Origin of the sequence: Actinopolymorpha pittospori (assembly GCF_014873875.1) — a bacterium.
Lineage (GTDB): Bacteria > Actinomycetota > Actinomycetes > Propionibacteriales > Actinopolymorphaceae > Actinopolymorpha > Actinopolymorpha pittospori.
Map to the genome: position 1 here is coordinate 1,238,944 of NZ_JADBEM010000001.1, position 22,513 is coordinate 1,261,456.

At 68.3% G+C, this 22,513-nt stretch carries 27 protein-coding genes and 1 pseudogene; 16 read left to right on the forward strand and 12 right to left on the reverse strand.

Annotated features, from left to right (window positions below; genetic code table 11):
- Nucleotides 1-55: 55 nt before the first annotated feature.
- Together HEB94_RS05815 and HEB94_RS05820 are read right to left on the reverse strand one after the other, a co-directional pair.
- Complete coding sequence (locus HEB94_RS05815) at nucleotides 56-286, reverse strand: hypothetical protein (protein ID WP_192748955.1); 231 nt, start codon at nucleotides 284-286, stop codon at nucleotides 56-58.
- Nucleotides 287-368: 82 nt separating this feature from the next.
- Nucleotides 369-686, reverse strand: a complete 318-nt coding sequence (locus HEB94_RS05820) for a hypothetical protein (RefSeq protein WP_192748956.1) — start codon at nucleotides 684-686, stop codon at nucleotides 369-371.
- A 214-nt stretch (nucleotides 687-900) separates the two neighbouring features.
- Here HEB94_RS05820 and HEB94_RS05825 point away from each other — a divergent pair, with 214 nt between their 5' ends.
- Both HEB94_RS05825 and HEB94_RS05830 read left to right on the forward strand, forming a co-directional pair.
- Nucleotides 901-1,761, forward strand: coding sequence for a helix-turn-helix domain-containing protein (locus tag HEB94_RS05825; RefSeq protein WP_192748957.1), 861 nt, complete (start codon nucleotides 901-903; stop codon nucleotides 1,759-1,761).
- The gene (locus tag HEB94_RS05830) at nucleotides 1,758-1,958 is read left to right on the forward strand and encodes a DUF397 domain-containing protein (RefSeq protein WP_192748958.1); all 201 of its coding nucleotides are present in this window, start codon (nucleotides 1,758-1,760) and stop codon (nucleotides 1,956-1,958) included. Before HEB94_RS05825 ends, HEB94_RS05830 begins: the two co-directional genes overlap by 4 nt.
- 62 nt (nucleotides 1,959-2,020) lie before the next feature.
- On the opposite strand, the gene HEB94_RS05835 is transcribed toward HEB94_RS05830, so the two are convergent.
- Complete coding sequence (locus HEB94_RS05835) at nucleotides 2,021-2,647, reverse strand: MBL fold metallo-hydrolase (RefSeq protein WP_238361439.1); 627 nt, start codon at nucleotides 2,645-2,647, stop codon at nucleotides 2,021-2,023.
- 136 nt (nucleotides 2,648-2,783) lie between these two features.
- On the opposite strand from HEB94_RS05835, the gene HEB94_RS05840 reads away from it, so the two are divergent.
- A complete protein-coding gene (locus HEB94_RS05840) occupies nucleotides 2,784-6,470 on the forward strand; it encodes a beta-galactosidase (protein WP_192748959.1) in 3,687 nt (1,228 codons plus the stop codon).
- Between the two features lie 375 nt (nucleotides 6,471-6,845).
- Here the strand turns inward: HEB94_RS05840 and HEB94_RS05845 are convergent, their stop codons facing one another.
- Together HEB94_RS05845 and HEB94_RS05850 are read right to left on the reverse strand one after the other, a co-directional pair.
- Nucleotides 6,846-7,211, reverse strand: coding sequence for a YybH family protein (locus tag HEB94_RS05845; protein WP_192748960.1), 366 nt, complete (start codon nucleotides 7,209-7,211; stop codon nucleotides 6,846-6,848).
- A gap of 165 nt (nucleotides 7,212-7,376) precedes the next feature.
- Nucleotides 7,377-8,357, reverse strand: coding sequence for a WYL domain-containing protein (locus tag HEB94_RS05850; RefSeq protein ID WP_192748961.1), 981 nt, complete (start codon nucleotides 8,355-8,357; stop codon nucleotides 7,377-7,379).
- 93 nt (nucleotides 8,358-8,450) lie between these two features.
- Between HEB94_RS05850 and HEB94_RS05855 the strand changes: the two genes are divergently transcribed.
- Both HEB94_RS05855 and HEB94_RS05860 read left to right on the forward strand, forming a co-directional pair.
- A complete protein-coding gene (locus HEB94_RS05855; RefSeq protein ID WP_192748962.1) occupies nucleotides 8,451-8,909 on the forward strand; it encodes a VOC family protein in 459 nt (152 codons plus the stop codon).
- A 113-nt stretch (nucleotides 8,910-9,022) separates the two neighbouring features.
- On the forward strand, nucleotides 9,023-9,349 hold the full coding sequence (locus tag HEB94_RS05860; RefSeq protein ID WP_192748963.1) for a VOC family protein: 327 nt from the start codon (nucleotides 9,023-9,025) through the stop codon (nucleotides 9,347-9,349).
- Here the strand turns inward: HEB94_RS05860 and HEB94_RS53360 are convergent.
- Together HEB94_RS53360 and HEB94_RS53365 are read right to left on the reverse strand one after the other, a co-directional pair.
- Complete coding sequence (locus tag HEB94_RS53360; RefSeq protein ID WP_192756265.1) at nucleotides 9,235-9,798, reverse strand: PhoD-like phosphatase N-terminal domain-containing protein; 564 nt, start codon at nucleotides 9,796-9,798, stop codon at nucleotides 9,235-9,237. The genes HEB94_RS05860 and HEB94_RS53360 overlap by 115 nt on opposite strands.
- Before the next feature lie 151 nt (nucleotides 9,799-9,949).
- Nucleotides 9,950-11,154 (reverse strand): annotated as a pseudogene (locus HEB94_RS53365) (aldo/keto reductase).
- 97 nt (nucleotides 11,155-11,251) lie between these two features.
- On the opposite strand from HEB94_RS53365, the gene HEB94_RS05875 reads away from it, so the two are divergent.
- On the forward strand, nucleotides 11,252-11,839 hold the full coding sequence (locus tag HEB94_RS05875) for a TetR/AcrR family transcriptional regulator (RefSeq protein ID WP_192748964.1): 588 nt from the start codon (nucleotides 11,252-11,254) through the stop codon (nucleotides 11,837-11,839).
- A gap of 10 nt (nucleotides 11,840-11,849) precedes the next feature.
- On the opposite strand, the gene HEB94_RS05880 is transcribed toward HEB94_RS05875, so the two are convergent.
- The gene (locus tag HEB94_RS05880; RefSeq protein ID WP_192748965.1) at nucleotides 11,850-12,230 is read right to left on the reverse strand and encodes a DUF6223 family protein; all 381 of its coding nucleotides are present in this window, start codon (nucleotides 12,228-12,230) and stop codon (nucleotides 11,850-11,852) included.
- Between the two features lie 267 nt (nucleotides 12,231-12,497).
- On the opposite strand from HEB94_RS05880, the gene HEB94_RS05885 reads away from it, so the two are divergent.
- Together HEB94_RS05885 and HEB94_RS05890 are read left to right on the forward strand one after the other, a co-directional pair.
- The gene (locus HEB94_RS05885; RefSeq protein ID WP_192748966.1) at nucleotides 12,498-13,757 is read left to right on the forward strand and encodes a sensor histidine kinase; all 1,260 of its coding nucleotides are present in this window, start codon (nucleotides 12,498-12,500) and stop codon (nucleotides 13,755-13,757) included.
- Nucleotides 13,754-14,446, forward strand: coding sequence for a response regulator (locus HEB94_RS05890; RefSeq protein WP_192748967.1), 693 nt, complete (start codon nucleotides 13,754-13,756; stop codon nucleotides 14,444-14,446). Before HEB94_RS05885 ends, HEB94_RS05890 begins: the two co-directional genes overlap by 4 nt.
- A gap of 50 nt (nucleotides 14,447-14,496) precedes the next feature.
- On the opposite strand, the gene HEB94_RS05895 is transcribed toward HEB94_RS05890, so the two are convergent.
- A complete protein-coding gene (locus HEB94_RS05895; protein ID WP_192748968.1) occupies nucleotides 14,497-15,420 on the reverse strand; it encodes a LysR family transcriptional regulator in 924 nt (307 codons plus the stop codon).
- A 157-nt stretch (nucleotides 15,421-15,577) separates the two neighbouring features.
- Here HEB94_RS05895 and HEB94_RS53370 point away from each other — a divergent pair, with 157 nt between their 5' ends.
- Genes HEB94_RS53370 through HEB94_RS05905 form a run of 3 tightly spaced genes read left to right on the forward strand, consistent with a single transcriptional unit; the run spans nucleotide 15,578 to nucleotide 16,362 of the window.
- Complete coding sequence (locus tag HEB94_RS53370; protein WP_202896164.1) at nucleotides 15,578-15,742, forward strand: dihydrofolate reductase family protein; 165 nt, start codon at nucleotides 15,578-15,580, stop codon at nucleotides 15,740-15,742.
- A 39-nt stretch (nucleotides 15,743-15,781) separates the two neighbouring features.
- Nucleotides 15,782-16,123 (forward strand): dihydrofolate reductase family protein, encoded by a 342-nt coding sequence (locus HEB94_RS53375; RefSeq protein WP_202896165.1) that lies wholly within the window; start codon nucleotides 15,782-15,784, stop codon nucleotides 16,121-16,123.
- 29 nt (nucleotides 16,124-16,152) lie between these two features.
- The gene (locus HEB94_RS05905) at nucleotides 16,153-16,362 is read left to right on the forward strand and encodes a DUF4287 domain-containing protein (protein ID WP_192748969.1); all 210 of its coding nucleotides are present in this window, start codon (nucleotides 16,153-16,155) and stop codon (nucleotides 16,360-16,362) included.
- Nucleotides 16,363-16,404: 42 nt separating this feature from the next.
- Here the strand turns inward: HEB94_RS05905 and sigJ are convergent, their stop codons facing one another.
- Complete coding sequence (sigJ, locus tag HEB94_RS05910; RefSeq protein ID WP_192748970.1) at nucleotides 16,405-17,337, reverse strand: RNA polymerase sigma factor SigJ; 933 nt, start codon at nucleotides 17,335-17,337, stop codon at nucleotides 16,405-16,407.
- 189 nt (nucleotides 17,338-17,526) lie between these two features.
- On the opposite strand from sigJ, the gene HEB94_RS05915 reads away from it, so the two are divergent.
- A complete protein-coding gene (locus HEB94_RS05915; RefSeq protein WP_192748971.1) occupies nucleotides 17,527-18,057 on the forward strand; it encodes a carboxymuconolactone decarboxylase family protein in 531 nt (176 codons plus the stop codon).
- Nucleotides 18,058-18,213: 156 nt separating this feature from the next.
- Nucleotides 18,214-18,579, forward strand: coding sequence for a hypothetical protein (locus HEB94_RS05920; protein ID WP_192748972.1), 366 nt, complete (start codon nucleotides 18,214-18,216; stop codon nucleotides 18,577-18,579).
- 51 nt (nucleotides 18,580-18,630) lie between these two features.
- Here HEB94_RS05920 and HEB94_RS05925 read toward each other — a convergent pair whose 3' ends face one another.
- Entirely contained in the window at nucleotides 18,631-19,404 is a 774-nt protein-coding gene (locus tag HEB94_RS05925; RefSeq protein ID WP_192748973.1) for an SDR family oxidoreductase, read from the reverse strand.
- Between the two features lie 177 nt (nucleotides 19,405-19,581).
- Between HEB94_RS05925 and HEB94_RS05930 the strand changes: the two genes are divergently transcribed.
- The 3 genes from HEB94_RS05930 (at nucleotide 19,582) to HEB94_RS05940 (ending at nucleotide 21,473) form a co-directional block, all read left to right on the forward strand.
- On the forward strand, nucleotides 19,582-20,460 hold the full coding sequence (locus HEB94_RS05930; RefSeq protein WP_192748974.1) for an RNA polymerase sigma-70 factor: 879 nt from the start codon (nucleotides 19,582-19,584) through the stop codon (nucleotides 20,458-20,460).
- A 128-nt stretch (nucleotides 20,461-20,588) separates the two neighbouring features.
- Entirely contained in the window at nucleotides 20,589-20,960 is a 372-nt protein-coding gene (locus HEB94_RS05935) for a DoxX family protein (protein WP_192748975.1), read from the forward strand.
- Nucleotides 20,961-21,014: 54 nt separating this feature from the next.
- The gene (locus HEB94_RS05940) at nucleotides 21,015-21,473 is read left to right on the forward strand and encodes a YybH family protein (protein ID WP_192748976.1); all 459 of its coding nucleotides are present in this window, start codon (nucleotides 21,015-21,017) and stop codon (nucleotides 21,471-21,473) included.
- 40 nt (nucleotides 21,474-21,513) lie between these two features.
- Here HEB94_RS05940 and HEB94_RS05945 read toward each other — a convergent pair whose 3' ends face one another.
- Complete coding sequence (locus HEB94_RS05945; RefSeq protein WP_192748977.1) at nucleotides 21,514-22,443, reverse strand: LysR family transcriptional regulator; 930 nt, start codon at nucleotides 22,441-22,443, stop codon at nucleotides 21,514-21,516.
- Nucleotides 22,444-22,513: the final 70 nt, after the last annotated feature.

Below are 22,513 nucleotides of genomic sequence, written 5' to 3' on the forward strand. Positions count from 1 at the left end.
CTGCCACTGCCCTTCTGGCACCTAGATGGCACCGGCCTGGCGGTGGAGAGATGGTCTAGGGGGTCGTCGACGGCGGGGACTGAGCCTCGATGAACTCGCGGACCTGGCGGTGCTCCGCGAGCCAGGCGTTCATCTCGTTGCGGGGTAGCCGCTCCAGCGTCTGCATGATCTGCTCGCGGAGTTCCCAGCTCCGCATTCGTGGCTTGCCGCCTTCGGCGACGGCCTTCTCCAGGTCGCGCAGGCGGGTGTAGACGCGCTCCTTGCGGAGCGCCCATGCAGTTGTCACTTGTCGTACACCGCCACGACGTAGCCGAGCCCAACGATGGCGGCCAGCAAGAACTCCAGCGCTTTCCACGCGCGGGCCCCCATCAGGTGAAGTCCCCGGCGAACAGTCGGCCCAGGTAGGCGACGACGGCTTCGAAGTCGTCGCCGTCGGCGATGGAGCGCAGCCAGCGGGACCACTCCCACTTCGGCCGGTCGTCGTACATGACGCATCGGATCGTCAACCAGGTCGTGCGATCTTCGGGGTAGCGGACCTGCACCGCCCAGGTCTCGCCCAGCTCGTAGAGCTTCGTCTCATACAGACCGTCGAGACGCTCTTGGAGCTTGCGGGCGTACTGCTCGCTGGTGTCGCGGCGCGCGGCCAAGCGCGCTTCGACAGCTCCCAATGCGTCATTGAGGGACACGCTGCGCCTCCCGTCGAGGGCGGAAGTGGGGTTCGAGGTAGGAGGCCAAGTTGAGATCGCGTGCACTGTGCAGTACCGCAAGTGTGGCCAAGCGCGGCAACGTTGTCGAGCGAATCGCCCACATTGAGTGAAAACGTCATTACGTGCTGTAACGTCACGTGCCGCGGATATGGTGGTGCTACGTCCTGCACATTGCACAAAGGGGGCATGTGGAGTGATAAGTCCCTACGTCCGCCGCCTTCGGCTCGGGCGGGAAATCGAGAAGCGCCGCAAGGCGGCGAAGCTCACCACAGACAAACTCGCCAAGATGGTCAGTGCCGACCGCTCCAAGCTCAGCCGGTTGGAGGGCGGCAAGATCCGCCCCGACCTGGACTTCGTCTACAAGCTGCTGGAAGCGCTCGGCGTGGACGGCGAGGAGTGGGCGCACCTGGCGACGATCGCCCGCGAGGCCACCGAGAAGGGCTGGTGGGAGTCCCAGCCCATGGACCACAGGCAGGCGATGTTCGCCGACCTGGAAGCCGGGGCGACCACGATCCGCGAGTACCACCAGACCGTCGTCCCGGGACTGCTCCAGACCGAGGCCTACACCCGCGCGCTGAACGAACACGACGACCTCACCCTGGCGGCGCCGGCGCCGTCGCCGCAGGAGATGACGATTCGGGCTCGAGCAGGACGTCAGCGAATGCTGCGCCGGCCAGGCGGCCCCAGCTACGAGGTGGTCCTGGACGAGTTGATCGTGCGGCGCGAGACAGCCCCACCGCGCGTACTCGCCGAACAGCTCCGAGCCCTGGCTACCACCACGGTCGCGACCGTGCGGGTGCTCCCGGTGTCCGCGCGGATCGAGGTGTACAGCGTCCCCAAGTCCGCATTCTCGCTGTACACCTACGCCGATCCGGGAGACCCTACGGTCGCCGCTGTCGAGATGGTGGCAGCGGACCTCGCTCTCACCGATGTGGGCGAGGTGAAGTCATACGAGCAGTTGTTCGATCGCCTCCGCAAGGCCACGCTGCCGGAGAAGGACAGCGCGGGCCTGCTTGCGGAGGCTGCCGATGAAATGGAGAGGATCGCGGCGTGAACCACAACTTTACTGGCTGGAGGAAGGCTTCCTACTCCTCTGGCGCAGGCAGCAACTGCGTCGAGGTGGGCGCAGCGCCCGGCGTCGTGGGTGTTCGTGACACCAAGGACCGAGAGGGCGGGACCCTTGCCGTGCCGGCCGCGCAGTGGTCGGCCTTCCTGGCCGGTGTGAAGGCAGGCGAGTTCGACCTGTCGTAAGCGCCATCCAGCTCTAACCCGAACGGGCCCGCCATCCGGTGGGCCCGTTCCGTGTCCGGGGTTCAGATCGACTCGCCGGGGCTGAGGTACCGGTAACCATGGTTGGTTTCCTCGCTGAGCCACCCGACCACGCTGGCGAGGCCTCGTTCGTTGATCTGGGCTTCGTGGATCGCGAACGCCCGTTGCGGACTGACCGCTTTCACGAAGTCGATCGCCTCCGCCGTCTTCAACCACGATCCCTGGGCTGGCACCAGCAGCGTCTCGATCGGCTGCTCGGGCACGTGCAACGAGTCACCGGGGTGGTAGACCGCTCCCTCGACGATGTAGCCGAGGTTCGCGCAGTCCGGCTGGCCGCCGTAGATGAACGCGTGCCGGCCGCCGACCGCGTGGACGCGGAACCCGGCGGCGGTGAACTCCTCGCCGCAGGACACCCCGGTCACCTCCACCTGTGGGATGGTCGCGTCGGCGGGGGCGTAGACCGGTACGCCGAGCCCGGCCAGGCGAAGCACGTCGATGTGGTCGGTGTGCTCATGGGTCACCAGTACGGCATCCGCGCCGGCCAGCGCGGACGGCTCGCTCCACGTCCCGGGATCGATGACCAGCACGCGTCCCTGGTGTTCGAGGCGTACGCACGCGTGGGTGTACTTCGTGATCCGCATGGCCACCAACGTACTGTCCGCGATGGTCATCGGCTGGCCTGCTTCGGTCGGCTCGTGAGGTGGACGGTGCCGGCGCCGACACCTACAGTCAAGGCCGCCCGGTCTGGGTTCTGATTCGTGAACGTCCGTGGTCGGACTTCGACGCCGCGGGCGGGACGGAGGCCGCATGTCCTCGTTGCTCCACGCTGCTCGCGGGTCGGTTCCTGTGTCGCGTCGCCGCCCCACCCGCCGCCGTACCAGGCTTCTCACCCTGGTTCTGGCGGCGTTGCTGGTCGCGGTGTCGCTGCTCCAGGCGAGGATGGCGCCGAGTGTTCGGGCGCAGGACAGCGAGTCCTTCCTCGACTGGTCGGCGCTGCCCGGCGAGATCGGCAAGGGCGCGTTCGCGCCGGTGGAGCCGACGACCGGCCTGAACCTGGACGGCGACTTCGAGAAGTGGCGCGCCTACACCGGCATCCAACTGCCCAGCCGCGAGGGCCAGAACAAGGTCAACGGCTGGACCGGGCCGGAGGACCTGTCCGCGCGGGCGTTCTTCACCTACGACGCCTCGACGTTCTACCTCGCGGTGAAGGTGACCGACGACCAGCACACCGCCGTGCCGGGCGGCAACAACTGGCAGGGCGACGGTTTGCAGTTCTCGTTCGGGGAGCCGGCGTTCGCGTCGTTCCGCACCGAGTACGGACTCGCGTTCGTGGACGGCAAGCCGGACGTGGCGCGCTTCTCCGACGGCATGGCGGTCCTCGGTCCGGACTCGATCGACGCCAGGATCACCCAGTCGGGCGACGATCTCGTCTACGAGCTCGCCATCCCCTGGACCGCGGCGATGTCGGTGGCGCCGAAGCCGGGCCAGCTGGTGCCGTTCACGATGCTCGTCAACGACAACGACGGCAACGGCCGGGACGGCTTCATCGAGTGGACGCCCGGCATCGGCGACACCAAGGACGTCGGAAAGTTCGCCCGCCTCGAACTCCTCCCGACCGGGCAGCCATGGAGTTCGTGGCTGTCCGGCGTCGACCAGGTCGACAAGGGCGAACCGGTGACGCTGACGTTGTACGTGCCCAACTACGGCGACCAGGCCCGCGCGGTCACCCTCGACATCCCGGCCGCCGACGTGTCCGGCAAGAGCGTGTCGATCCCTGCCCGGCAGGCGCTGCGGGAGGAGTTCTCGGTCACTCTGAACTCCACCCAGGAAATCGCCGCGACCGTCACCGACCCGGCCACCGGCGCGCACCGCACCGAGAAGCACACCGTCCACGTCCTGAAGACCGCGGCTGAGCTCACTGCGATGTTCGACGACATCCAGTCCAACGTCCTGCCGGCGCTGAAGGGCAAGCTCGCCGCCGTGAAGGCTGCGGGCCTCTCGACGGACTACGAGTCGGTGAACGAGGCGGTGATCGAGGAGTTCCTGCCGTTCGGCCGCGAGGACATCGACCACGAACGGCTCGACCGGGCCGAGTACATCGCCGACAGCCTCATCCAGCTGGCCGAGCAGGCGCAGACAAAGCTGGACGACTACCTGGCCGGCACGGCGACACCGCTGACCGTGCCCCGCTATGTGACCGGCAAGACGAAGATTCAGGGCTACTCCATGGTCGGCCAGACCACGACCGAGCCCGAGCGTCCGATCCTGTTCACCGGCTACGGGATGTTCGACCGGATCCTGCGCGACGTGCCGAAGTTCCCCAAGCTCGGAACGAACCTGGTCGACTACAACTTCGGCCCGGTCAACGTCATCAACCCGGCCAGCCCCATCCCGCACTGGTCGTCGTGGTCGGAGGACGGCCAGGGCAGCTTCACCCCCGACGACGCGGTGGCGCACGAGGGCTCGTACTCCCTGTGCTACGTCAACGGGCCCAAGAACGGCTACGTCGTCCAGAGCTTCGACGCCGAACCCAACACCACCTACCACGTCCGCTTCTGGGCCAAGGGCGACACCGTCAACGCCGCGGTCCTCTTCTCCAAGAACTACGGCTACTCCCACAACCTGCCCGCCGGCACCTACGACTGGCAGCAGATCGACGTCGACATCACCTCAGACGCCTCCGGCAGCCTGGAGCTCCTCTTCCTGCAGAGTGGTCCCGGCACGCTGTGGCTGGACGACGTCAGCGCCACCAGGGACGGCTCCACCACCAACCTGCTCCAGAACGCCGGCTTCGAGGCGGGCCTGGACACCTCCGACTTCGAGGTCAGCACCACCAACATCGACAAGACCATCAGGCCGTTCCTGGACGACGCCGAGAAGAACAACGTCGCCGTCAACCTCGACCTTGCGATCCACTACTGGCCCGAGTGGACCTACACCAAGTGGCCGGACCTGCGTAACGACGCGAACCTGTTCGCCAACAAGTTCGACATCGAGCACCCGGAGACGCAGAAGATCCTCAAGGCGTTCATCGACGCGGTGATCCCCGCGATCAAGGACTCGCCCGCCCTGCAGTCGGTCACGCTGTCCAGCGAACCCATCTACGTGAAGAACAACGGCGCCTACCACCTCGCCCACTGGCACCGCTGGCTCGCCGAACGCTTCTCCTCGGTCGCTCAGATGAACGAGCTGTACGGCAGCTCCTACGACTCCTTCGACGACGTGCCGGTGCCCGACGTCGACAAGGCGACCGGCTCGCCGCTGTACTACGACTACCTGACGTTCAAGAGCAAGGTCTTCTCCGACTTCCACAAGATGCTGGCCGACGAGGTGCACAAGCTGGCACCCGACCTGCCCGTGCACGCCAAGGTGATGGGCTGGGGCATGCTCAACCGGGCACCGCTGCTCACCTGGGGCATTGACCCGGAGGACTTCTCGGGCGTCACCGACATCAGCGGCCTCGACGACGGCAACGCCCAGGAGTCCGGACCGGGCGGCTACGACAACTACTTCAGCCTCTACGACATGCAGTCCTCGATGGCGCGGCAGCCGGTGTTCAACTCCGAGGACCATCTCGTCACCGACGGGGACGAGCGCTACATCCCGCAGATCGCCGACTCCGCCGGCAACGGCATCTGGGGCGGCGCCCTGCACGGCCGTACCGCCTCGGCGATCTGGGTGTGGGACCGCTCCTACGACATCGCCAACCAGCCCTACCTGCAGGGCAGCATCCTCAACCGCCCCGACGCGGTCGCGAAGGTGGGCCAGGCGAGCCTCGACCTGAACCGCCTCGCCCGGCAGGTGACTGCGTTCCAGGACGCCAAGGCCGACGTGGCGTTGCTCTACTCCTTCACGCCGAACCTCTACTCACCGGACTACTTCCCGATGCTGCAGCGGTCCTACTCCGCGCTCAGCTCCACCGGGCAGAAGGTGGGCTTCATCTCCGAGGACCAGATCAACGCCCGCAACTCCTCACTCGACGGGTACCGCGTGGTGGTCCTGCCCGAGACGACCAACCTCTCCGCCAACACGCTCAGCCAACTGCGGGCTTACGTCGCCCGCGGCGGGCACGTCGTCACCATCGGGTCGGACTCGACCCTGCTCAGCGCGGACGAGTACGACAAGCCGTTGCGTTCGGGTGAGCGGCTCGCGGTCCTGAACAGTCCCCGCACCACCAAGGTCGCGGCGAACCCGTCTGAGGCCGACCTGCGCGAGGTGTTCGTCACCCTGCTCGACTCCCTGAAACTCAACGACGTCGTGGTCTACGACACCGCGACCGGCCGGCCCGCCGTCGACCTGGAGTGGCGTACGGCGACCTACGACGGCAAGCGGCTGCTCAGCCTCATCAACACCAGCGAGGACGCCCGATCCCTGCAGGTGAGGGTGAACGGCCAGACGGTCACCCCGACCAGCGAGCTCATCTCCGCCAAGCCCAACAGCAGCTCAACTCTCCACCTCCCCAACCTGGACCACGCGATGTACGTCCTCCCGTAGTCGCCGCGGCCCCGCCTCGACACCTGAACCGGCCCTCAGCCAGGTACCTCGGCGGCGACCAGGAACAAGGGGCCGCCAGCCAGAAGGCGCCCAGAGTTGGCCTGGGCGGTCCAGGTGGCGGCGGTCGCGGCGAGGTAGCCGTGCGTCGATGACACGGATCGTGTTGCGGTGCAGGCCGAGCGTGGGATCGGCCGACGGAAGTCGCGAAACAGCGGCGTGCGACGGTCGCGGCCGCACCGCACCGCACCGCTCGACGTTCCGCAACATGGCCAGCACCGCCTGACCGCGGCTTTGTGCCCGTGATGAGAGTGCTGGAAGTGCGGCGAGCGTGGACGGCGCGTTCGGCGGTCGGTGCTGCCGGTGTCGAGGGCGTCGTTACCGCTTGTGTTCCGTGGTGATGGGCAGGGCGGGCTGGTCTATTGCCCACTTCCAGGAGCCGTCGTGTTGGCGGCGGGCGACCTCGACGGTGACGGGGCCGCCGGGCAGTCGTGTGGAGGTTAGTGCGAGGTCGCCGTTGAGCAATGCTTCGGTCTGCTGCCCGAGGGTCACCGTGATTCCGGTGGTCAGGAACTGGGTCCAGAACTCTCGGATCGCAGCGGAACCGATCGCAAGACCGTCGCCGGTGTCGAGGACCGCGTCGTCCTCATAGAGCGCGACGAGTCCTTCAACGTCGCGGGCGTTGATGCGTTCGACGAGCAACTGCGAGAGGTGGTTGGGCTCGACCGCGCGTTGTGCAGTCATGGGGTCGTTGCTCCATCTCGTCATCGTTCGCCCTGATCGCGCTGCGGTCCGGCCAGTCTCCTGCATCCTTGCCTGCACGTTTGGGGCGAGCCACCCTCCCGGCCCGTCGTCCGCGCTTACAGGACGCGGGCAGGCACCTCGGAAGGCACCCCGAGCGCTACACCACTACCAGGGACTTGACCTGTGGCCTGTGAGGTTTTCTGAAGCCGCGCGGTATCGCTCGGCAAGGAGTCGCACCTGGGCGAGCAGTTCCGGCGAATCGAGGACTTCGAAGTCTGTCTCCCACCAGCTGAGGTAGCGGGCGACGGACGCGGCGGTCTCCGACCCGACCGTGACGATGCACGCGTCGTCCCCGTCGGGTTCGACGTCGACGGCGAGTGGGGCTCGAGCACGGATGTCAGCGGCGGGCGCCTTCAGACGCACTCGGTAGCGGGTCTGCCAGGGCGCGGTCTGGAGCGAGCGCACGAGGCGATCTTCGAGGCCGCCGTTGGGTTCGGGCCGTGGAGTGAACCGCCGGCCGTTCGGGGTCTTGACGCGTAGCCGGTCGACGCGGAACGTGCGCCAGTCATCGCGGAAGGCGTCCCAGGCAAGCAGGTACCAGCGACCTGCGCGCAGAACGAGTCGGTAGGCCTCAACCTCGCGATGTGACTCGTTGCCTGCGGCGTCTTTGTACGCGAAACGAAGCCGCTCCTGAGTGTGAATCGCCGCTGCGATCGACCAGAGGGTGTCGGTGTCGACGGCGGCGATGCCGTAGGGCGCGCTGCTCGTGGCCCGTGCGAGCGAGGCAAGCCTGGGGCGAAGCCGGGCAGGCAGCAGGGTGAGCACCTTGTTGAGCGCTCGCGCCGACGCGTCAGCGATGTCGGTGACGCCGTGGCTGGCGGAGAGGCTCATTCCCATCGCGAGGGCGACGGCTTCGTCGTCGTCGAGCACCAGCGGCGGCAGACGGCTGCCGGACCCGAGGCGGTATCCGCCCGCCACTCCGGGCACCGCGTGCACGGAGTAGCCGAGGTCGCGCAGTGCGGCGACGTCGCTGCGCAGCGTCCGCGCGGAGATGCCGAGCCGGGAAGCGAGGTCAGGTCCGGTGTGAGCGCCTGGCACCTGGAGAAGAGCGAGCAGCCGCAACAGACGGGCAGAGGTCGACAGCACAAGGTCGACGATAGATCGGGGAGCGGAAGCAGACTCGCCGCAATCACTGATCTGCTTGGCGTCCATGAGATCCAGAAACGATGGAAGCAGGTCATGAGCAGCCCAGTTATCGCCACGGTCGTCTTCCCGGCACGGAACTTCGATGCCGGCGTGCAGGCATGGTCGACAGTCTTCGGAACCGGTCCGACCTTTTCCAGCAACGGCGTCGAACGCCAGCCCGGCGACGCAGACTTCGCAGTCTTCAAGACCGCGGACATCGAGATCGGTCTGACGTCGCTGCCGTGGGTCGACGAGCCGCTCGTCCTGCTCGACACCGACGACATCGAGGCACGCCGGCAGGAACTGATCGACGCCGGCGCAGTCGGGCTCGGCGAGGTCGCCGACGGGTCCCTCGCCCCACTGGGCACCGCACCGGTCACCAACGGAAACCCCACCACCGGGATCGTCGAGGTTCCCGGGGCCAGGCTCGCGGTCATCGAACTCGCCAACGGCAACAGACTCGGGCTGCGCCAGACCCTGCCGGAGCAGTCGGGGCGTCGCGATCCACGGTGACCTACGGCGGGTCGGCGCGCCGTCCCGCCGTAGCTCGGCATCACGTCGCGCATCCGGGCCATCTCGCCACGTGTCCAACTCACCACTCACCACTCACCAACGAAGGAATGCAGATGCCCGTCTCCATCGCCACGCTCGTCGTCGACTGTGACGACGCCCTCAAAGTCGCACGGTTCTGGTCCGAGCTTCTCGACGCGTCGCTGGCACAGGACGCCGACCAGGACTGGGCCACGATCGACACCACCCCACAGCTCGCGTTCGCGCGAGTCCCGGACAAGACTCCCGGCAAGAACGTGATCCACCTCGACCTGTCTACTGGCGACAGTCACGTGGCCATCGAGCGAGCCGTCGGTCTGGGCGCCACACGCGTCGCGGACCACGACGGCTGGACGACGCTCGCCGATGTCGAGGGAAACGTCTTCGACGTCGCTACCTCCTGAGCGCACAGCACAGCACCCTGGACCTTCAGGCTGCTTGAGGGTTCAGGGTGCTGCCGCGACACCAAGCGCTGGGTGCCGTCGTAAGGACAGTCGTCGGGGGGCAAGGACTGAAGTCCGGTCCCTGCGCGAAACTCTAGGCCTCGCCCAGTAAGGGGCAGCGGTACTCGTATCCAGCCACCAACTGGCCGAGGTACAGCAGTCGCGACCTGCCAGTTCACCACGACTGACCGATCGTTCATCCCGCCCGCAGGATCCAGGGGCACCGGAGCGAGCCGCGTCCAGATCACCACCGCCGTCGGTAGCGGATCGCCAGAGGCCACCCCGAGGGAGAACAGGTCCTCGCCGCGCGGCGCTCCCGCCTCGGCCCGGGAGGGGATGAGGATGGGGAGGCCGACGGCGAGCGCGCCGACTCCGACGCCCGTGATACCGAGGAAGCCGCGGCGCGACATCGGGCCGGATCTGGGAAGGGTGAGGCTCGGCGAGCCGCCGGCCCGCACGCGTTCAGACGCTTCGACGACCGGCCGCTCAGTCACGAGGATTCCCCACCCATCCGTTTCGCCTGTCCCGTAAGGCGCCGTCAGCGCCCACGGGAGGCAGTGGTCACTTCACACGAACCGGGTGATCCTTTCGAGCCAAGACGATCAAGTAGGTGGTGCGCTGGTGACCGTGGGATGAAGACGTGGGCACCACTGAGAGTGTGGTCAGCTCGTGGTTCCTGCATAAGCCCGACGACGTGATGCCAACCCGGGGTCTCTTCGACTTCCCTGCGCGTCGAGGAGACCCCGGGTGGTGGTGCTCAACGAGCCGGCGTGACGCCGTTGAACCAGTTCCGCGCGTCGACGGCGGCGCCGTGTTGCGGTCGCCGGCCACGGTGATGCGCTCGAGCGCGGCAATGTGTTCGGCGGTGAGCGTCAGGTTCGAAGCGAGGCTGTTCTCCTCGAAGAAGGCGAGCCTGCGGGTGCCGGGGATCGGGACAACATCGGGCGCCTTGGCGAGCAGCCAGGCGAGCGCGACCTGGCCAGGGGTGGCGTCGACCTCGGCCGCGATGGCGCGGACGACGTCGATGGTCGAGAGGTTGTGGTCGATGTTCTCCTCGGAGTACCAAGGCATCCCGCGACGATGGTCGGTGTCCTTCAGATCGTCACGAGAACTGACCGAGCCGGTGAGCGCGCCGCGACCCAGCGGGCTGTAGGGCACGATGCCGATCCCGAGTTCACGGGTGAGTGGGAGGACCTCCTCTCGATCCCGCGCTCCCACAGTGACCACTCGGTCTGGATCGCGGTGATGGGATGCACGGCCGCCGCGCGGCGGATGGTGTCGGGTGCTGCCTCGGAGAGGCCGAGATGGCGGACCTTGCCCTCGGCGACGAACTCGGCCATCGCGCCGACGGTGTCTTCGATCGGCACCGTCGGGTCGACACGGTGCTGGTAGTACAGGTCGACCTGGTCGGTGCCCAGGCGACGCAGGGACCGCTCGAGGCGCTCTCGGGCGTAGGCGGGGCTGCCGTCGATGCGAGCCTCTGCCCCGCCGAACGGAGCGGAGACGATCCCGAACTTCGTCGCGATCACGAACTCGTCGCGACGTCCGGCGATCGCGCGGCCAATGATCTCCTCACTCTGGCCGTAGCCGTCGGCGGTGTCGATCATGGTGACGCCAAGCTTGCCGGTCCGGTCGAGAATCTCGCGGGCCGCGGCGTCCGGGTCATAGCCGGCCTGTCCGTAGGGGTTGGCGAAACTCATCGCGCCGTAGCCGATCGCACCGACCTCCAGGCGCTGGGGCCCGAGGAACCGGCTGGGAACGCTCATGGTGATGTCCTTTCCTGGAGGACCCTATGTCCTCACCTGGGGACATAGGTTAGTCCTCAACTGAGGACTTGTCTCCCCCGCCCCGTAGGATCACCCCATGACAGACGCCGTGTCCGCCGCCCCACGTCGACGGGCACGCGATGCGGAGGCGACCCAGCGCGCGATCCTGGACGCCGCCATCGACGCGTTCTCCCGGAGCGGATACGACGGCGCGAGCACCCGTGACATCGCTCGCGAAGCCGGAATCGACCCCCGACTGATCTCCCGCTACTTCGGGTCGAAAGAGGCATTGTTCGCACAGGCGGTCGAACACACCTACCGGCACCCGCTCATGATGGTCCCCGGCCACAACCGTGCCGTGGCCGCGGCCCTGCTCAGCGACGCACCGCTGGAGCAGGCGAAGGGGCTCCTGCTCACGATCCGCTCGGCCGGGAACGAACGCGCCGTGGAAATCATGCGCGACCACCTCGAACGCCACTACCAACGCCAACTCGCCGACGCCCTCCCCGGCCCGGACCCCGTTACCCGCGCCGCTCTGCTCATCGCGATCTGCACCGGCGTACAGATGCAACGCAACGTCCTGCGCAACCGCGCGCTGCAGCACGGCGGCACAGACGCCGTCGTCGACCAGCTCGCCGCCGCTCTCGATGTCATCGGCTCCGGGCAGCGGCCCTCACCCGCCTGAGAGCGACGGGTCATGCGGTGCGGCGGGGGCGGGCCAGCACCAGCCCGCCGAGAACCATGCCGATCAGTCCCAACCCCACGGCCGCGATGGCCCCGGCCAGCCCGTTACCGGTGCCCAGGCCACCGGCGGCGTTGGCGCCGTGCACCCCACCGACGACCACGCCGACCAACCCCAACACCAGCGCCAGCATGGCCCCGTTTCGCCCGGTGCCGGGGCCGGCGCCGGTGCGGACACGCCCGGTGGAGCGGGCCAGGGCCAGCCCGCTGATGATCACGCTGACCAGCCCCAGCACGGCGGCCAGGGTGGGCACGGTTCGCCCGACGCCGAGTTCGTAACCAGCGGCGACGATGTGCGTGGCGGCCGGTGCGGCGAGAGAGTGAAGGACGGACATGGCAGCATCCCTTCGGTCGACGGCGAGTGCGGCCACATGTCTTGCGTCCTACGGGTCGTCGGACGATGACCCGTCACGCACGACGGCCCTCACCGTGAATGGACACACACGATCGTCGCGTCCGAAGGCCGGGGCGTCCTCTGTCAGCAGGCGCCAGGTGATGCGGGATTCGACGTAGGTAGCTCGCGCGGAACCGCGCTCCTCGACGTAGGGGGCTACGCACGTGGCGGGAGTCGTTTCCTCCCCGGTCACCCTATGATTCGCGGCATGCAGGACAGCATCAGGAGGTTCCGCCCGCCCGCCTGGGCGCAGGACCTGCTGCTGGCGCTGTTCATCACGGTGATGCAGGTGCAGGGCACCATCTCCCGCACCGCCAACGACCCCGACGCGGTGCTCCGCCCCCTCACCGACCTCGGGCATCTGGGGTACGTCCTGCTTGTCACCGGTGGCGCGGTCGTCGCCGTGCGCCGGCGCTGGCCCGTCGCGGTGTTCACCGCGACCGCGCTCACCAGCCTTGCCTACTACGCACTCGACTTCCCGGACGGGCCCGGCTGGCTCGGCCTGTTCGTGGCCCTCTACACCCTCACCGCCCACGGCGACGGACGCCGTTCACTGGTGACGGCCGGCGTGGGGATCACCGCTCTGTCCGCTTGCTGGCTGATCGCCGCCACCGACATCGAACCACGAGCCGCCATCGGCTGGGTCTTCTTCCGAATCGGCGCCTCGGTCATGAGTGCCGCCCTCGGCGAGAGCGTCCGTTCGAGGAGATTCATCGCGGCCGAAGCACTGGAACGCGCCGAAGTGGCGGAACGAACTCGCGAGGAGGAGGCACGGGCCCGAGTCGACGCGGAACGACTCAGGATCGCGCGCGAGGTCCACGACACCGTCGCGCACGCCATCGCCATCATCAACGTCCAGTCCGGCGTCACTGCCCACGTGCTCGACAAGCGACCGGACCGCGCACGCGAGACCCTGAAGGCCATCGAGCAGACGAGCTCCCGAGCACTCCAGGAGATGCGGGCCATCCTCGGGGTCCTCCGCGACGACACCGATGACGGCGACGGCCGCGTCCCGTACCCCGGACTCGGGCAGATTGACGAACTCACCGCCAAGGCACGCGAAGCCGGGCTCGACGTCGACCTCGAGGCGACCTCACCTCCTCCGCCACTGCCCACCGCGGTAGGCAGCGCCGTCTACCGGATCCTGCAGGAGTCGATCACCAACGTGATCCGTCACGTCGGCCCCACCCGGGTCACCGTCGTAGTGGACTACGGCGCCGACACCGTGGAGGTCCGCGTGAGCGACGAGGGCCGACGAAACGGCTCGCTCGCGGCCGGCGCCACCCGCCCGGACGAGGGCCGGAACGAGAACGGCATGCCCGGCTCGGGAAAGCCGGGGCGCGGGCTCATCGGGATGCGCGAACGGTGTCAGCTCCTGGGCGGAGAACTCGACGCCAGCCCACTCCCGGGCGGGGGCTTCGCGGTCACCGCACGGCTGCCCATGGCTCCGACCGGACCGCACGTATGAACACCACGACAGCCGCGGCGAAGCACGTTGATCCGATCAGGGTGCTGCTCGTCGACGACGAGCGGCTGGTGCGGTCCGGGTTCCGGCTCCTGCTCGATCTGGAGGACGACATCACGGTGGTCGGTGAGGCCGCCAACGGCGCCGAGGCCGTGGAGCAAGCCCGCGTTGCGCGCCCGGATGTCGTCCTCATGGACATCCGCATGCCGAAGATGGACGGCATCCAGGCCACCCGACTGATCGCCACCGCGAACGGACTTCACCACGTTCGCATCCTCATCCTGACCACCTACGACACCGACACCCACGTCTTCGAGGGCCTGCAGGCCGGCGCCAGCGGATTCCTCCTCAAGGACTCCGGCCCTGCCGAACTCCTGCACGGCATCCGGGTGGTTGCCGCCGGAGAGGCCCTGCTCGCACCGCGCATCACACGCCGCCTCATCGCCCACTTCACCGCGCAACGGACAGCCGACAAGGCCGCCGAACATCGGCTCGCCGTCCTCACCGAACGCGAACGTGAGGTCCTGGCGCTCGTGGGGCGGGGCATGAGCAACGACGAGATCGGCGCCGAACTCTTCCTCAGCCCGGCCACTGCCCGCACCCACGTCAGCCATGCCATGGTGAAACTCGGTGCCCGCGACCGCGCACAACTGGTCGTCATCGCCTACCAGACAAGGCTCGTCACTCCGTAGCGATCGGCCTACGGTCACGTCGTCCAGGCCGTGGAGCTTCTCGGGGTTGCCTACAGCCCAGCTGCACCTGATCCCGAGACGGTTTGCTGGCTGGCCTCACCTGCCGCCTGGGCGAACTCGCGGACCCGGTGGGTGGTGTTGGTCTTCAACCACATCGGCCCCCATCGGATCGGTTCGGCGTCGGTGAAGGGCAGGTAGGCGATGTCGGGGCGGGGATAGAGGCGGGCGACGTTCGCTCCCACGGGGAAGACGCCGCGGCCGGCCGCGACCAGTGTCAGGGTCTCGGTGAAGCTGGCCGCGCGGGGACCATGGGTGACTGGTGCGCCCGCGGGTGTATGTGTCGGGTTGCGGTCCAGCTTGAAGGCGTCGGGCATGCCGGCGGGCACCAGGACGACCGGATGATCGGCCAGTTCCTCCGCCGACACCGCATTCTCGCCGGCCAGCGGGTGTCCGGCCGCCACCGCGAGCATCCGCGGCTCGGACAGCAGGACCGGTCCGGCCACCACGTCGGGCTGGGACGCGATGAGGAGGTCGGTGATCAGGACGTCGACGTCGCCGCCGCGCAGCCGGGCGATGGCGTCGTAACCCTGGGTTTCGTGGATGTGCACCTCGCAGTCGGGGTGCCGCTGGCCGAACAGCGCGACCGCCTTCAGCAGCAGCTGTCCAGCGATGGCGCTGAGGAACCCGACGCGCAGGTCCCCGGTGATCCCGCGACCGGCGTCGATCGCCCGGCGCACGGCGTCGTTCATCCCGGCGACCAGCGGGGCCAGGTCGTCGGCAAGTTGCCGGCCGATCGCCGTGAGACGTACCTGGCGGCTGGTGCGCTCGAACAGGGGCGCGTCGATCATGCGTTCCAGCTTCTTGACGGTCTGGCTGACCCGCCCGGTGGTGACCCCCACCCGTTCGGCGGTGCGCCCGAAGTGCAGTTCCTGCGCCAACGTCAGGAACACCTCGACCTCGTGCCGCTCCAGCAACGCCTCTCCCTTGAGTTGAACTAAACGATCGTAGCGCGATCGTGCGTTGATCCCCGTCACGCCTGGGCGGCATCGTTGATCCCACCTCACCCCGGTGACCAGGAGAAACCTGTCGGTGAGGGCTGAGACACAAGCCCCCTTTTCTGAGGAGCATTCGATGACCGCTGCGCGCAAGATCGTGGCCGGGCTGTTCATGTCGCTGGACGGCGTGGCGGAGGCGCCGGAGACCTGGAACCTCCCGTACATGGACGAGGAGATGGGCGCGGCGGTCGGCCAGATGCACGCCGAGGCCGACACACTGCTGCTGGGGCGGGTGACCTAGGAGGCCTTCGCCGCGGTCTGGCCACACCAGAGCGGCCCGATGGCCGACGCGATCAACGGCATCCGCAAACTGGTCGCCTCCACCACCCTGCACGAGCCCGGCTGGAACAACACCACCGTCATCGACGGCGACGTGATCGCCGCGATCAAGGACCTCAAGCGGCGGCCGGGCAAGAACGTCACCGTCTCCGGCAGCATCAGCCTGACCCGCGCCCTGCTGGAGGCCGGCCTCCTGGACGAACTTCGGCTGCTGGTCCACCCGATCGTGCTCGGCACCGGACAGCGGCTGTTCCCCGACGGCATGACCCAGGTGCCGCTGGCCCTCACCCGTTCGGCAACGTTCTCCACCGGCGTGCTGGACCTGACCTACCAGCCCGCCTGATCCACCCCACCGAACAAGAAACGGAAGTCATGACCGCGCCGACAAAACCCAATCCCGCCAGCTACTTTCCCTCGATCGAGAAGAAGTACGGGCGTCCGGTCCAGGAATGGATCGACCTCATCAACTCCTCACCCCTGACCAAGCACATGGAGCTGGTCAACTGGCTCAAGTCCGAGCACGGGCTCGGGCACGGCCACGCCAACGCGCTGGTCGCCCACACCCTCGCCGGCAGGAAATAGGCCAGGAGTGGCGGCCAGGTTGGATCTGGGTCAGCCCGCCGTTCACACGGTCCAGGGGCGGAGCTTCTCGGGGTTGCGGACGCCCCAGACGTGCTTGATCCGCCCGCCCGTGACCTCGAACGCGAACACCCCCACGATGGCGCCGTCCAGCTCGGCCACCAGACCAGGCTGGCCGTTGACCGTACGCTCCACAAGGATCATGTCGGGTGCCCTGCTGGCGATCTCGATCGCGTAGCGCGCGACCTGCACGCCTCCCTCGATCGGGTGGAGCACGGCGCTGACCAGGCCGCCACCGTCGCCGACCGCCGTGGCGTCGGGGTCGAGGAGACCGATGAGGGCGTGGATGTCCTTGGCCTCCCACGCGGCCTTGAAGTCCCTGATCAGGCCGGCCTGCTGGGCGGTCGGCACCACGGGCGTCTGCGACGCCTCGACGCGACGGCGGGCCGAGGAGGCCAGCTGGCGGCATGCCGCCGGCGTACGCCCGACGATCTCGGCCACTTCGGCGAAGGGGTAGCGGAAGACGTCGTGGAGGATGAACGCGACGCGCTCAGCGGGGGTCATCGCTTCGAGCACGACGAGGAACGCCATGCTGATCGACTCGTCCAGGGTCACCCGGTCGGCCGGGTCGACGGTGGCGCTACCTGACCGTCCGCTGATCCACTCGCTACGGTCAGGCAGCGGCTCCGGGATCCACTCGCCCACGTAGCTCTCCCGCCTGGCCCGTGCCGAGCCGAGCATGTCGAGACAGATACGACTGGCGACCTTCATCAGCCAGGCACCCGGGACCTCGATGGCTTCCTGTTGCTGCCGGGACAGGGCGTACCAGCGGGCGTAGGTCTCCTGAACGACATCCTCGGCGTCGGCGAGCGAGCCCAGGAGCCGGTACCCGAGATTGATCAGCTGACGGCGCTCGCTCATGATCGCGCTCAGGCTCGGATCGAGCGGTCCGTCGCCCGGCTCGGACTGGGTGCTCATGGTGTCGCCGACTCCCTTGTTCGCAGCTGCCTTCACCCCTCCGACGAGACAGCGCGTCGAAGTGTGAGGTTGTGCCCCCGCCTGACATTCCCAGCAGCCGCGTCGTCGGACTACCGGAATACCACCCAGGACGCAGCAGGGGCCCGACCACCCCGGCCGGGGCCGCGGATCCAGAAGGGAAACCTCTCCATGTCCACGCCCACGACGACACCGACGCCGACGCCCACGACGACCGAGGACGACAACCTCCAGTCTCGTCTGCCCGACCCGATCCAGCTCTTCCCCGAGATGGGAGGAGTCGCCGCGGCCATGACCAAGGTCGCCCACAACGGTCTGATTCCGAAGACCACCATCGCCCTGGTGCACCTGCGCGCCGGACAGATCGTCGGGAGCACGTACCACACCGTCCGGCAGGCCGACATCCTCCGCAAGTCCGGGGAGGCGGAGGAGCGCATCACCGCCGTGGCGTCCTGGCGTGACGCGCCGTACTTCACCGACGCCGAGCGGGTCGCGCTGGAGCTCGTGGAGGCCGTCCTCAACCCGAACCCGTTCGGAGAACGCGTCCCCGACGAGCTGTTCGCCAGGGCATCCGCCCACTACGACGACAAGGCGCTGTGGACGCTGACCCTGGCGATCAGCCAGATCTACTTCTTCATCCCCGTCGCCCTCATCGCCAAGCCGATCCCCGGTAAGCCGCTGGGCAGGAACTACAGCAAGTGATCGACACCGGCTCAGGGTGGGGCGTGGCCGTACCTCACCCTGAGCCGGCCGTTCATCGGCTTCGCTTGGCCCTTCCGTCGGGCCGGTACGGCCATGCAAAAACCTGGCTGCGACAACCCCGAGCCGATGCCCAGCGACTGCCGTTAAGGTCGGCAGGTGACCATCCCGTTCCGACTGCTGCGTGACGCGCTGATCCAGTTGGCGCTCGACCCCCAGCAACAGCGTCAAGTCCTCGCCGGCACCGTGGTCACCGACGAACTGGTCCTCGACCTCGACAACGCGGTCGCCTCGCTCGAGCACGAAAGCCAACGCACCGGCATCACCCTCGACGAGGCCCTCCTGAGCGCCCTACGAGAGCTGAACGACCTTCTGGGCGCGCAGTCCTCTGACGAGCTCTGGGACGACGAGTCCCTCGACACACACCCGACCTGGGCCCACGCCCGCCAGAAGGCCCGTGAACTGCTGCCGCAACTCCCCACGGCGGCCGACAGCGCCGACTCCAAGGACACCACCCCGGCGTGACGATGTGCACTGCGTCGCTGGCCGGGGCTCGTCACCTCACCAGGGCAGCGGTCACCAGGGCAGCGGGCCCTCCTCGCCGAAGAACCCTGCGGTCGGTCCGTCCGCGCCGAGTGTGGCCAGGCGCACCAGGACCGCGGCGCCCTGGGCGACTGTGAGGAACCCGGTGTGGTTGTTGCTGTCGGTGTCGACGTAGCCGGGAGCGACGGCGTTGACGAGGATGCCGTCCTTGCGTAGCTCGTTGGCGTACTGAACGGTCAGCGCGGTGAGCGCGGACTTCGACGGCGAGTACGCGGCCGAGGGCAGCAGCGCCGCGAAGGGGCCGTCCGGGTCGCTGCTGAGGGTCAGCGACGCGGCGTGGGAGCTGACGTTGACGATGCGCGGCGCCGATGACCGCCGCAGCAGCGGCAGCATGGCGTTGGTCACCGCGATCACCCCGAAGACGTTGGTCTCGAACACCGCCCGGACCATGTCCAGATCGACGGTGCTGGGGAGCTGGTCGAAGGCGTCTTGGGGCGAGACCTGCCCGGAACCGGTGACGCCGGCGTTGTTGATCAGCACGTCGAGGTGGCCGAAGCGTTCCCCGACCTGCTTCGCGGCCTCGCGGACGGTGACCGGGTCGGTGACGTCCAGGGTGACCGCGTGCGCTTCACCGCCTGCCGTGCGCAGCGCCGCGGCGGCCTCCTCGCCTCGGCGCGGGTCTCTGGCCCCGAGCAGAACCGTCATGCCCAGTGCGGCGAGTTGCTCGGCCGCCCCACGGCCGATCCCCTTGTTCGCGCCGGTGATCAGCGCGATCTGCTGGTGAGTGGTGTGCCCTTCGGCGTTCATGGCGTCGTCCCTTGCTCGTGGTGTCGGGTGTTGGACGACCACAAGATGTCGGTGCCCGCGCCCGTGTGACAGCGCGGCTGTGTGACGGACGCCACCGGAGCACGGGTGTCACACAACGACGAGGAGCGGCATCTAGTGCGCGTGCCAGAGTCGAGAGCGAACAGGCAGGAGATCACCATGGGCGAAGACATGGACTGCGCCACCGAGACGTTCGTCGCCCACCGCAACCTGCTGTTCACCGTCGCCTACGAGATGCTCGGCTCGGCCGCCGACGCCGAGGACGTTCTGCAGGAGACCTGGCTGCGATGGGCGGGCGTCGACCTCGCCACGGTGCGGGACCAGCGTGCCTACCTGGTCCGGATCACCACGCGGCAGTCGCTGGGACGGCTGCGTACGCTCGCCCGCCGCAAGGAGTCCTACGTCGGTCCCTGGTTGCCCGAGCCGTTGCTGACCGCACCTGATGTGGCCGAGGACGTCGAGTTGGCCGACAGCGTCTCGATGGCGATGCTGCTGGTGCTGGAGACACTCGCACCCGTCGAGCGGGCGGTGTTCGTGCTGCGCGAGGTGTTCGACCTGGCCTACGACGAGATCGCCGAAGCCGTCGACAAGACCCCCGCCGCGGTCCGCCAGATCGCCCACCGGGCCCGCGCCCATGTCGCGGCGCGCCGACCACGCGGAGTCGTCTCACCGGCGCAGGCCCAGGGCGCGCTCGAGGCGTTCCAACGCGCGGTCGAAACCGGCGACCTGCGGAGCCTGTTCGACCTGCTCGCACCGGACGTCGTCCTCCTGACCGACGGTGGCGGAGTCGTCCAGGCGGCGCTGTCGCCCGTCGTGGGCGCCCGCAGAGTGGCCCGCGTCCTGGACCGGATCGCCGGAACGGTGTCACTGCAGCCGATACAGATCAACGGCTACCCGGCGCTGGTTCTCCGGCGGGACGGCGAGGTCGACACCGTCGTGGCCGTACGGATCGACGACAACCTCATCACCGGGCTCTACGCCGTCCGCAATCCCGAGAAGCTGTCGCGCCTCGAGCAGAAGACCACGGTGAGCCGCTGAACCAGGGCGGCCTTCCCGCCCGACCGGGCCGACTGGGCCAACGGGCAGGGCGGGCGGCGGCGCCTGACATTTCCAAGGGCTGTCTCGTCGGAGTGCTGAGGCGACACCAACGACGCGGAGGAACCTTGATGAACGTGTTCTTGTGGATCGTGCAGGCATTCCTGGGCGCCTCCTTCGCCGGGTCCGGCCTGATCAAAGCCACTCGGCCCAAGGACAAGCTGCTCGGCATGTTCCCGTGGGTGGAGGACTTCTCCCCCGGGACCGTCCGGTTCATCGGTGTGATGGGGCTCCTCGGCGGGCTCGGGATGATCCTCCCGGCCGCCACCGGCATCGCACCCGTCCTGACACCACTCGCCGGAGTCGGGATCGCGCTCCTGATGGTCCTGGCGGCAGACGTGCACATCCGCCGTAAGGAGTCCTCCTCGGTGGTCGTCAACGCCATCCTGCTCATGCTCGCCGTACTCGTCGCCTGGGGTCGCTTCGGCCCCTACGGCTGGTGACCCCCGAAACGGCGCAACGTCGCGAGCAGCTCAACTCTGACAAGGGAGAAACCGATGAGTGACTTTCAGGCCATCGCCGACCGCTTCGAGATCGAGTCACTGCGCGGCGAGTTCACAGACGCGGCGCTGATGCACGACTACGACCGCCTCGTATCACTGTTCACCGAGGACGCCGTGGTGCGGATCCCCGACGCCAACGTCGAGATCGTCGGCCGGGAGGCGTTCCGCGCCGGGACCGAGCGCCTGCAGGACATGTGGGAGTTCTTCCTGCAAACCACCCACCCGGGCACGATCCAGCTTGACGGCGATGTCGCCTCCGGCCGGGCGTACCTGGCAGAGTTCGGTCGCCTGTGCGACGGCAGCTCGCACACGAACTACGGCGTCTACCACGACCGTTACCGCCGCACCCCGGACGGCTGGAAGTTCGCCGAACGCGTCTACGAAGTCAGGTACGTCGACACCACCCCGCTCCCGGGCACCGCGCCTCACACCGCGCCAAGCGCCCGGCAGTAGCGGGCCCCAGCCCGGGGCGGCGCGCCGGCGGGGCGCCGCGTCACGGATCCGGGACCGCGTCGGCGTCGAGGGTCACCGCACGCAGAGCTGCCGCGAGGAGGGCCACAGGTTCGGTCGGGGGTTGGGGTAGCCGTGCCAGGAGCAGGCGTCGCCGCTCCTGCGGCCCACCGGGTACCGGCAGAATGCGTACGCCTGACGGCGCGGCCGAGGCCAGCGCGGAGGGTACGGTCGTCAACCCGCAGCCCATGGCCACCAGGTGCAGTTTCGCCAGCCAGTCCCGGGCCGTGTGGACGATCTCGGGCCGTTCGTCCAGGCCCGGCCACACCCCCAGGAGCCGGTCCGCACTGGACGACGAACCCGCGATCCACTGCTGTCCTCGCAGGTCGTCCACGTCGATGAAATCTCCGCGAGCCAGCGGGTGCGCTGCGGGCACGGCCACACACAGCGCGCGCTCCGTGAGCGTCTGCAGCGCCAGTGGGGGCGAGTCGGTGTCCGGTGCACGAAACGGCGGCGGCGCCGACAACACGGCAAGATCAATGCGACCCGACCGTAGGGCGCGCGCCAGCGCCGGGGTGCTTCCTTCGCGGCTGATGACGTGCACGCCCGGAGCGCTGCGCCGAAGGGCGGCAAGGGCGTGCGGCACCACAGTCGTACCGGCGGTGGGCACCCAGCCCAGGCGTACCGTGCCGCCCTGTTCGGGCAGGCCGGACAGCTCGCGGGCGGCCGCGTCGATCTCGTCGAGGACGACCGTCGCACGGCGCATGACGAGCCGCCCGGCCGCGGTCAGCCGCACCCCGTCATGGCGCCGCTCCAGCAGTTCAGCGCCCGCGATCCGCTCGATGGAGGCGATCTGCCTGGACACCGCCGACTGCGTATATCCCAGCGCGGCCGCCGCGGCGGTGAAGGTCCCCTGCTCAGCCACCGCACGAAAGACACGCAACGAGGTGAGCGACACCTCAGTGAAGTCCATGACGTCTATGAATAATACCTGTGCGGAAGTTTCGCGGAACTCATGAAGCAGGCGGCGAACAAGCCGTGCA

Bases quoted from the DNA above. Each gene is read 5' to 3' on its own strand.
- HEB94_RS05915 (WP_192748971.1), top strand. From the start codon at position 17,527: ATGTCCACGCCCACGACGACACCGACGCCGACGCCCACGACGACCGAG.
- HEB94_RS05945 (WP_192748977.1), bottom strand. From the start codon at position 22,443: ATGGACTTCACTGAGGTGTCGCTCACCTCGTTGCGTGTCTTTCGTGCG.
- HEB94_RS05840 (WP_192748959.1), top strand. From the start codon at position 2,784: ATGTCCTCGTTGCTCCACGCTGCTCGCGGGTCGGTTCCTGTGTCGCGT.
- HEB94_RS05940 (WP_192748976.1), top strand. From the start codon at position 21,015: ATGAGTGACTTTCAGGCCATCGCCGACCGCTTCGAGATCGAGTCACTG.
- HEB94_RS05880 (WP_192748965.1), bottom strand. From the start codon at position 12,230: ATGTCCGTCCTTCACTCTCTCGCCGCACCGGCCGCCACGCACATCGTC.
- HEB94_RS05860 (WP_192748963.1), top strand. From the start codon at position 9,023: ATGCCCGTCTCCATCGCCACGCTCGTCGTCGACTGTGACGACGCCCTC.
- HEB94_RS05925 (WP_192748973.1), bottom strand. From the start codon at position 19,404: ATGAACGCCGAAGGGCACACCACTCACCAGCAGATCGCGCTGATCACC.
- sigJ (WP_192748970.1), bottom strand. From the start codon at position 17,337: ATGAGCACCCAGTCCGAGCCGGGCGACGGACCGCTCGATCCGAGCCTG.
- HEB94_RS05905 (WP_192748969.1), top strand. From the start codon at position 16,153: ATGACCGCGCCGACAAAACCCAATCCCGCCAGCTACTTTCCCTCGATC.
- HEB94_RS05930 (WP_192748974.1), top strand. From the start codon at position 19,582: ATGGGCGAAGACATGGACTGCGCCACCGAGACGTTCGTCGCCCACCGC.
- HEB94_RS05875 (WP_192748964.1), top strand. From the start codon at position 11,252: ATGACAGACGCCGTGTCCGCCGCCCCACGTCGACGGGCACGCGATGCG.
- HEB94_RS53375 (WP_202896165.1), top strand. From the start codon at position 15,782: ATGGCCGACGCGATCAACGGCATCCGCAAACTGGTCGCCTCCACCACC.
- HEB94_RS05855 (WP_192748962.1), top strand. From the start codon at position 8,451: ATGAGCAGCCCAGTTATCGCCACGGTCGTCTTCCCGGCACGGAACTTC.
- HEB94_RS05835 (WP_238361439.1), bottom strand. From the start codon at position 2,647: ATGACCATCGCGGACAGTACGTTGGTGGCCATGCGGATCACGAAGTAC.
- HEB94_RS05890 (WP_192748967.1), top strand. From the start codon at position 13,754: ATGAACACCACGACAGCCGCGGCGAAGCACGTTGATCCGATCAGGGTG.
- HEB94_RS05885 (WP_192748966.1), top strand. From the start codon at position 12,498: ATGCAGGACAGCATCAGGAGGTTCCGCCCGCCCGCCTGGGCGCAGGAC.
- HEB94_RS05935 (WP_192748975.1), top strand. From the start codon at position 20,589: ATGAACGTGTTCTTGTGGATCGTGCAGGCATTCCTGGGCGCCTCCTTC.
- HEB94_RS53370 (WP_202896164.1), top strand. From the start codon at position 15,578: ATGACCGCTGCGCGCAAGATCGTGGCCGGGCTGTTCATGTCGCTGGAC.
- HEB94_RS53360 (WP_192756265.1), bottom strand. From the start codon at position 9,798: ATGTCGCGCCGCGGCTTCCTCGGTATCACGGGCGTCGGAGTCGGCGCG.
- HEB94_RS05845 (WP_192748960.1), bottom strand. From the start codon at position 7,211: ATGACTGCACAACGCGCGGTCGAGCCCAACCACCTCTCGCAGTTGCTC.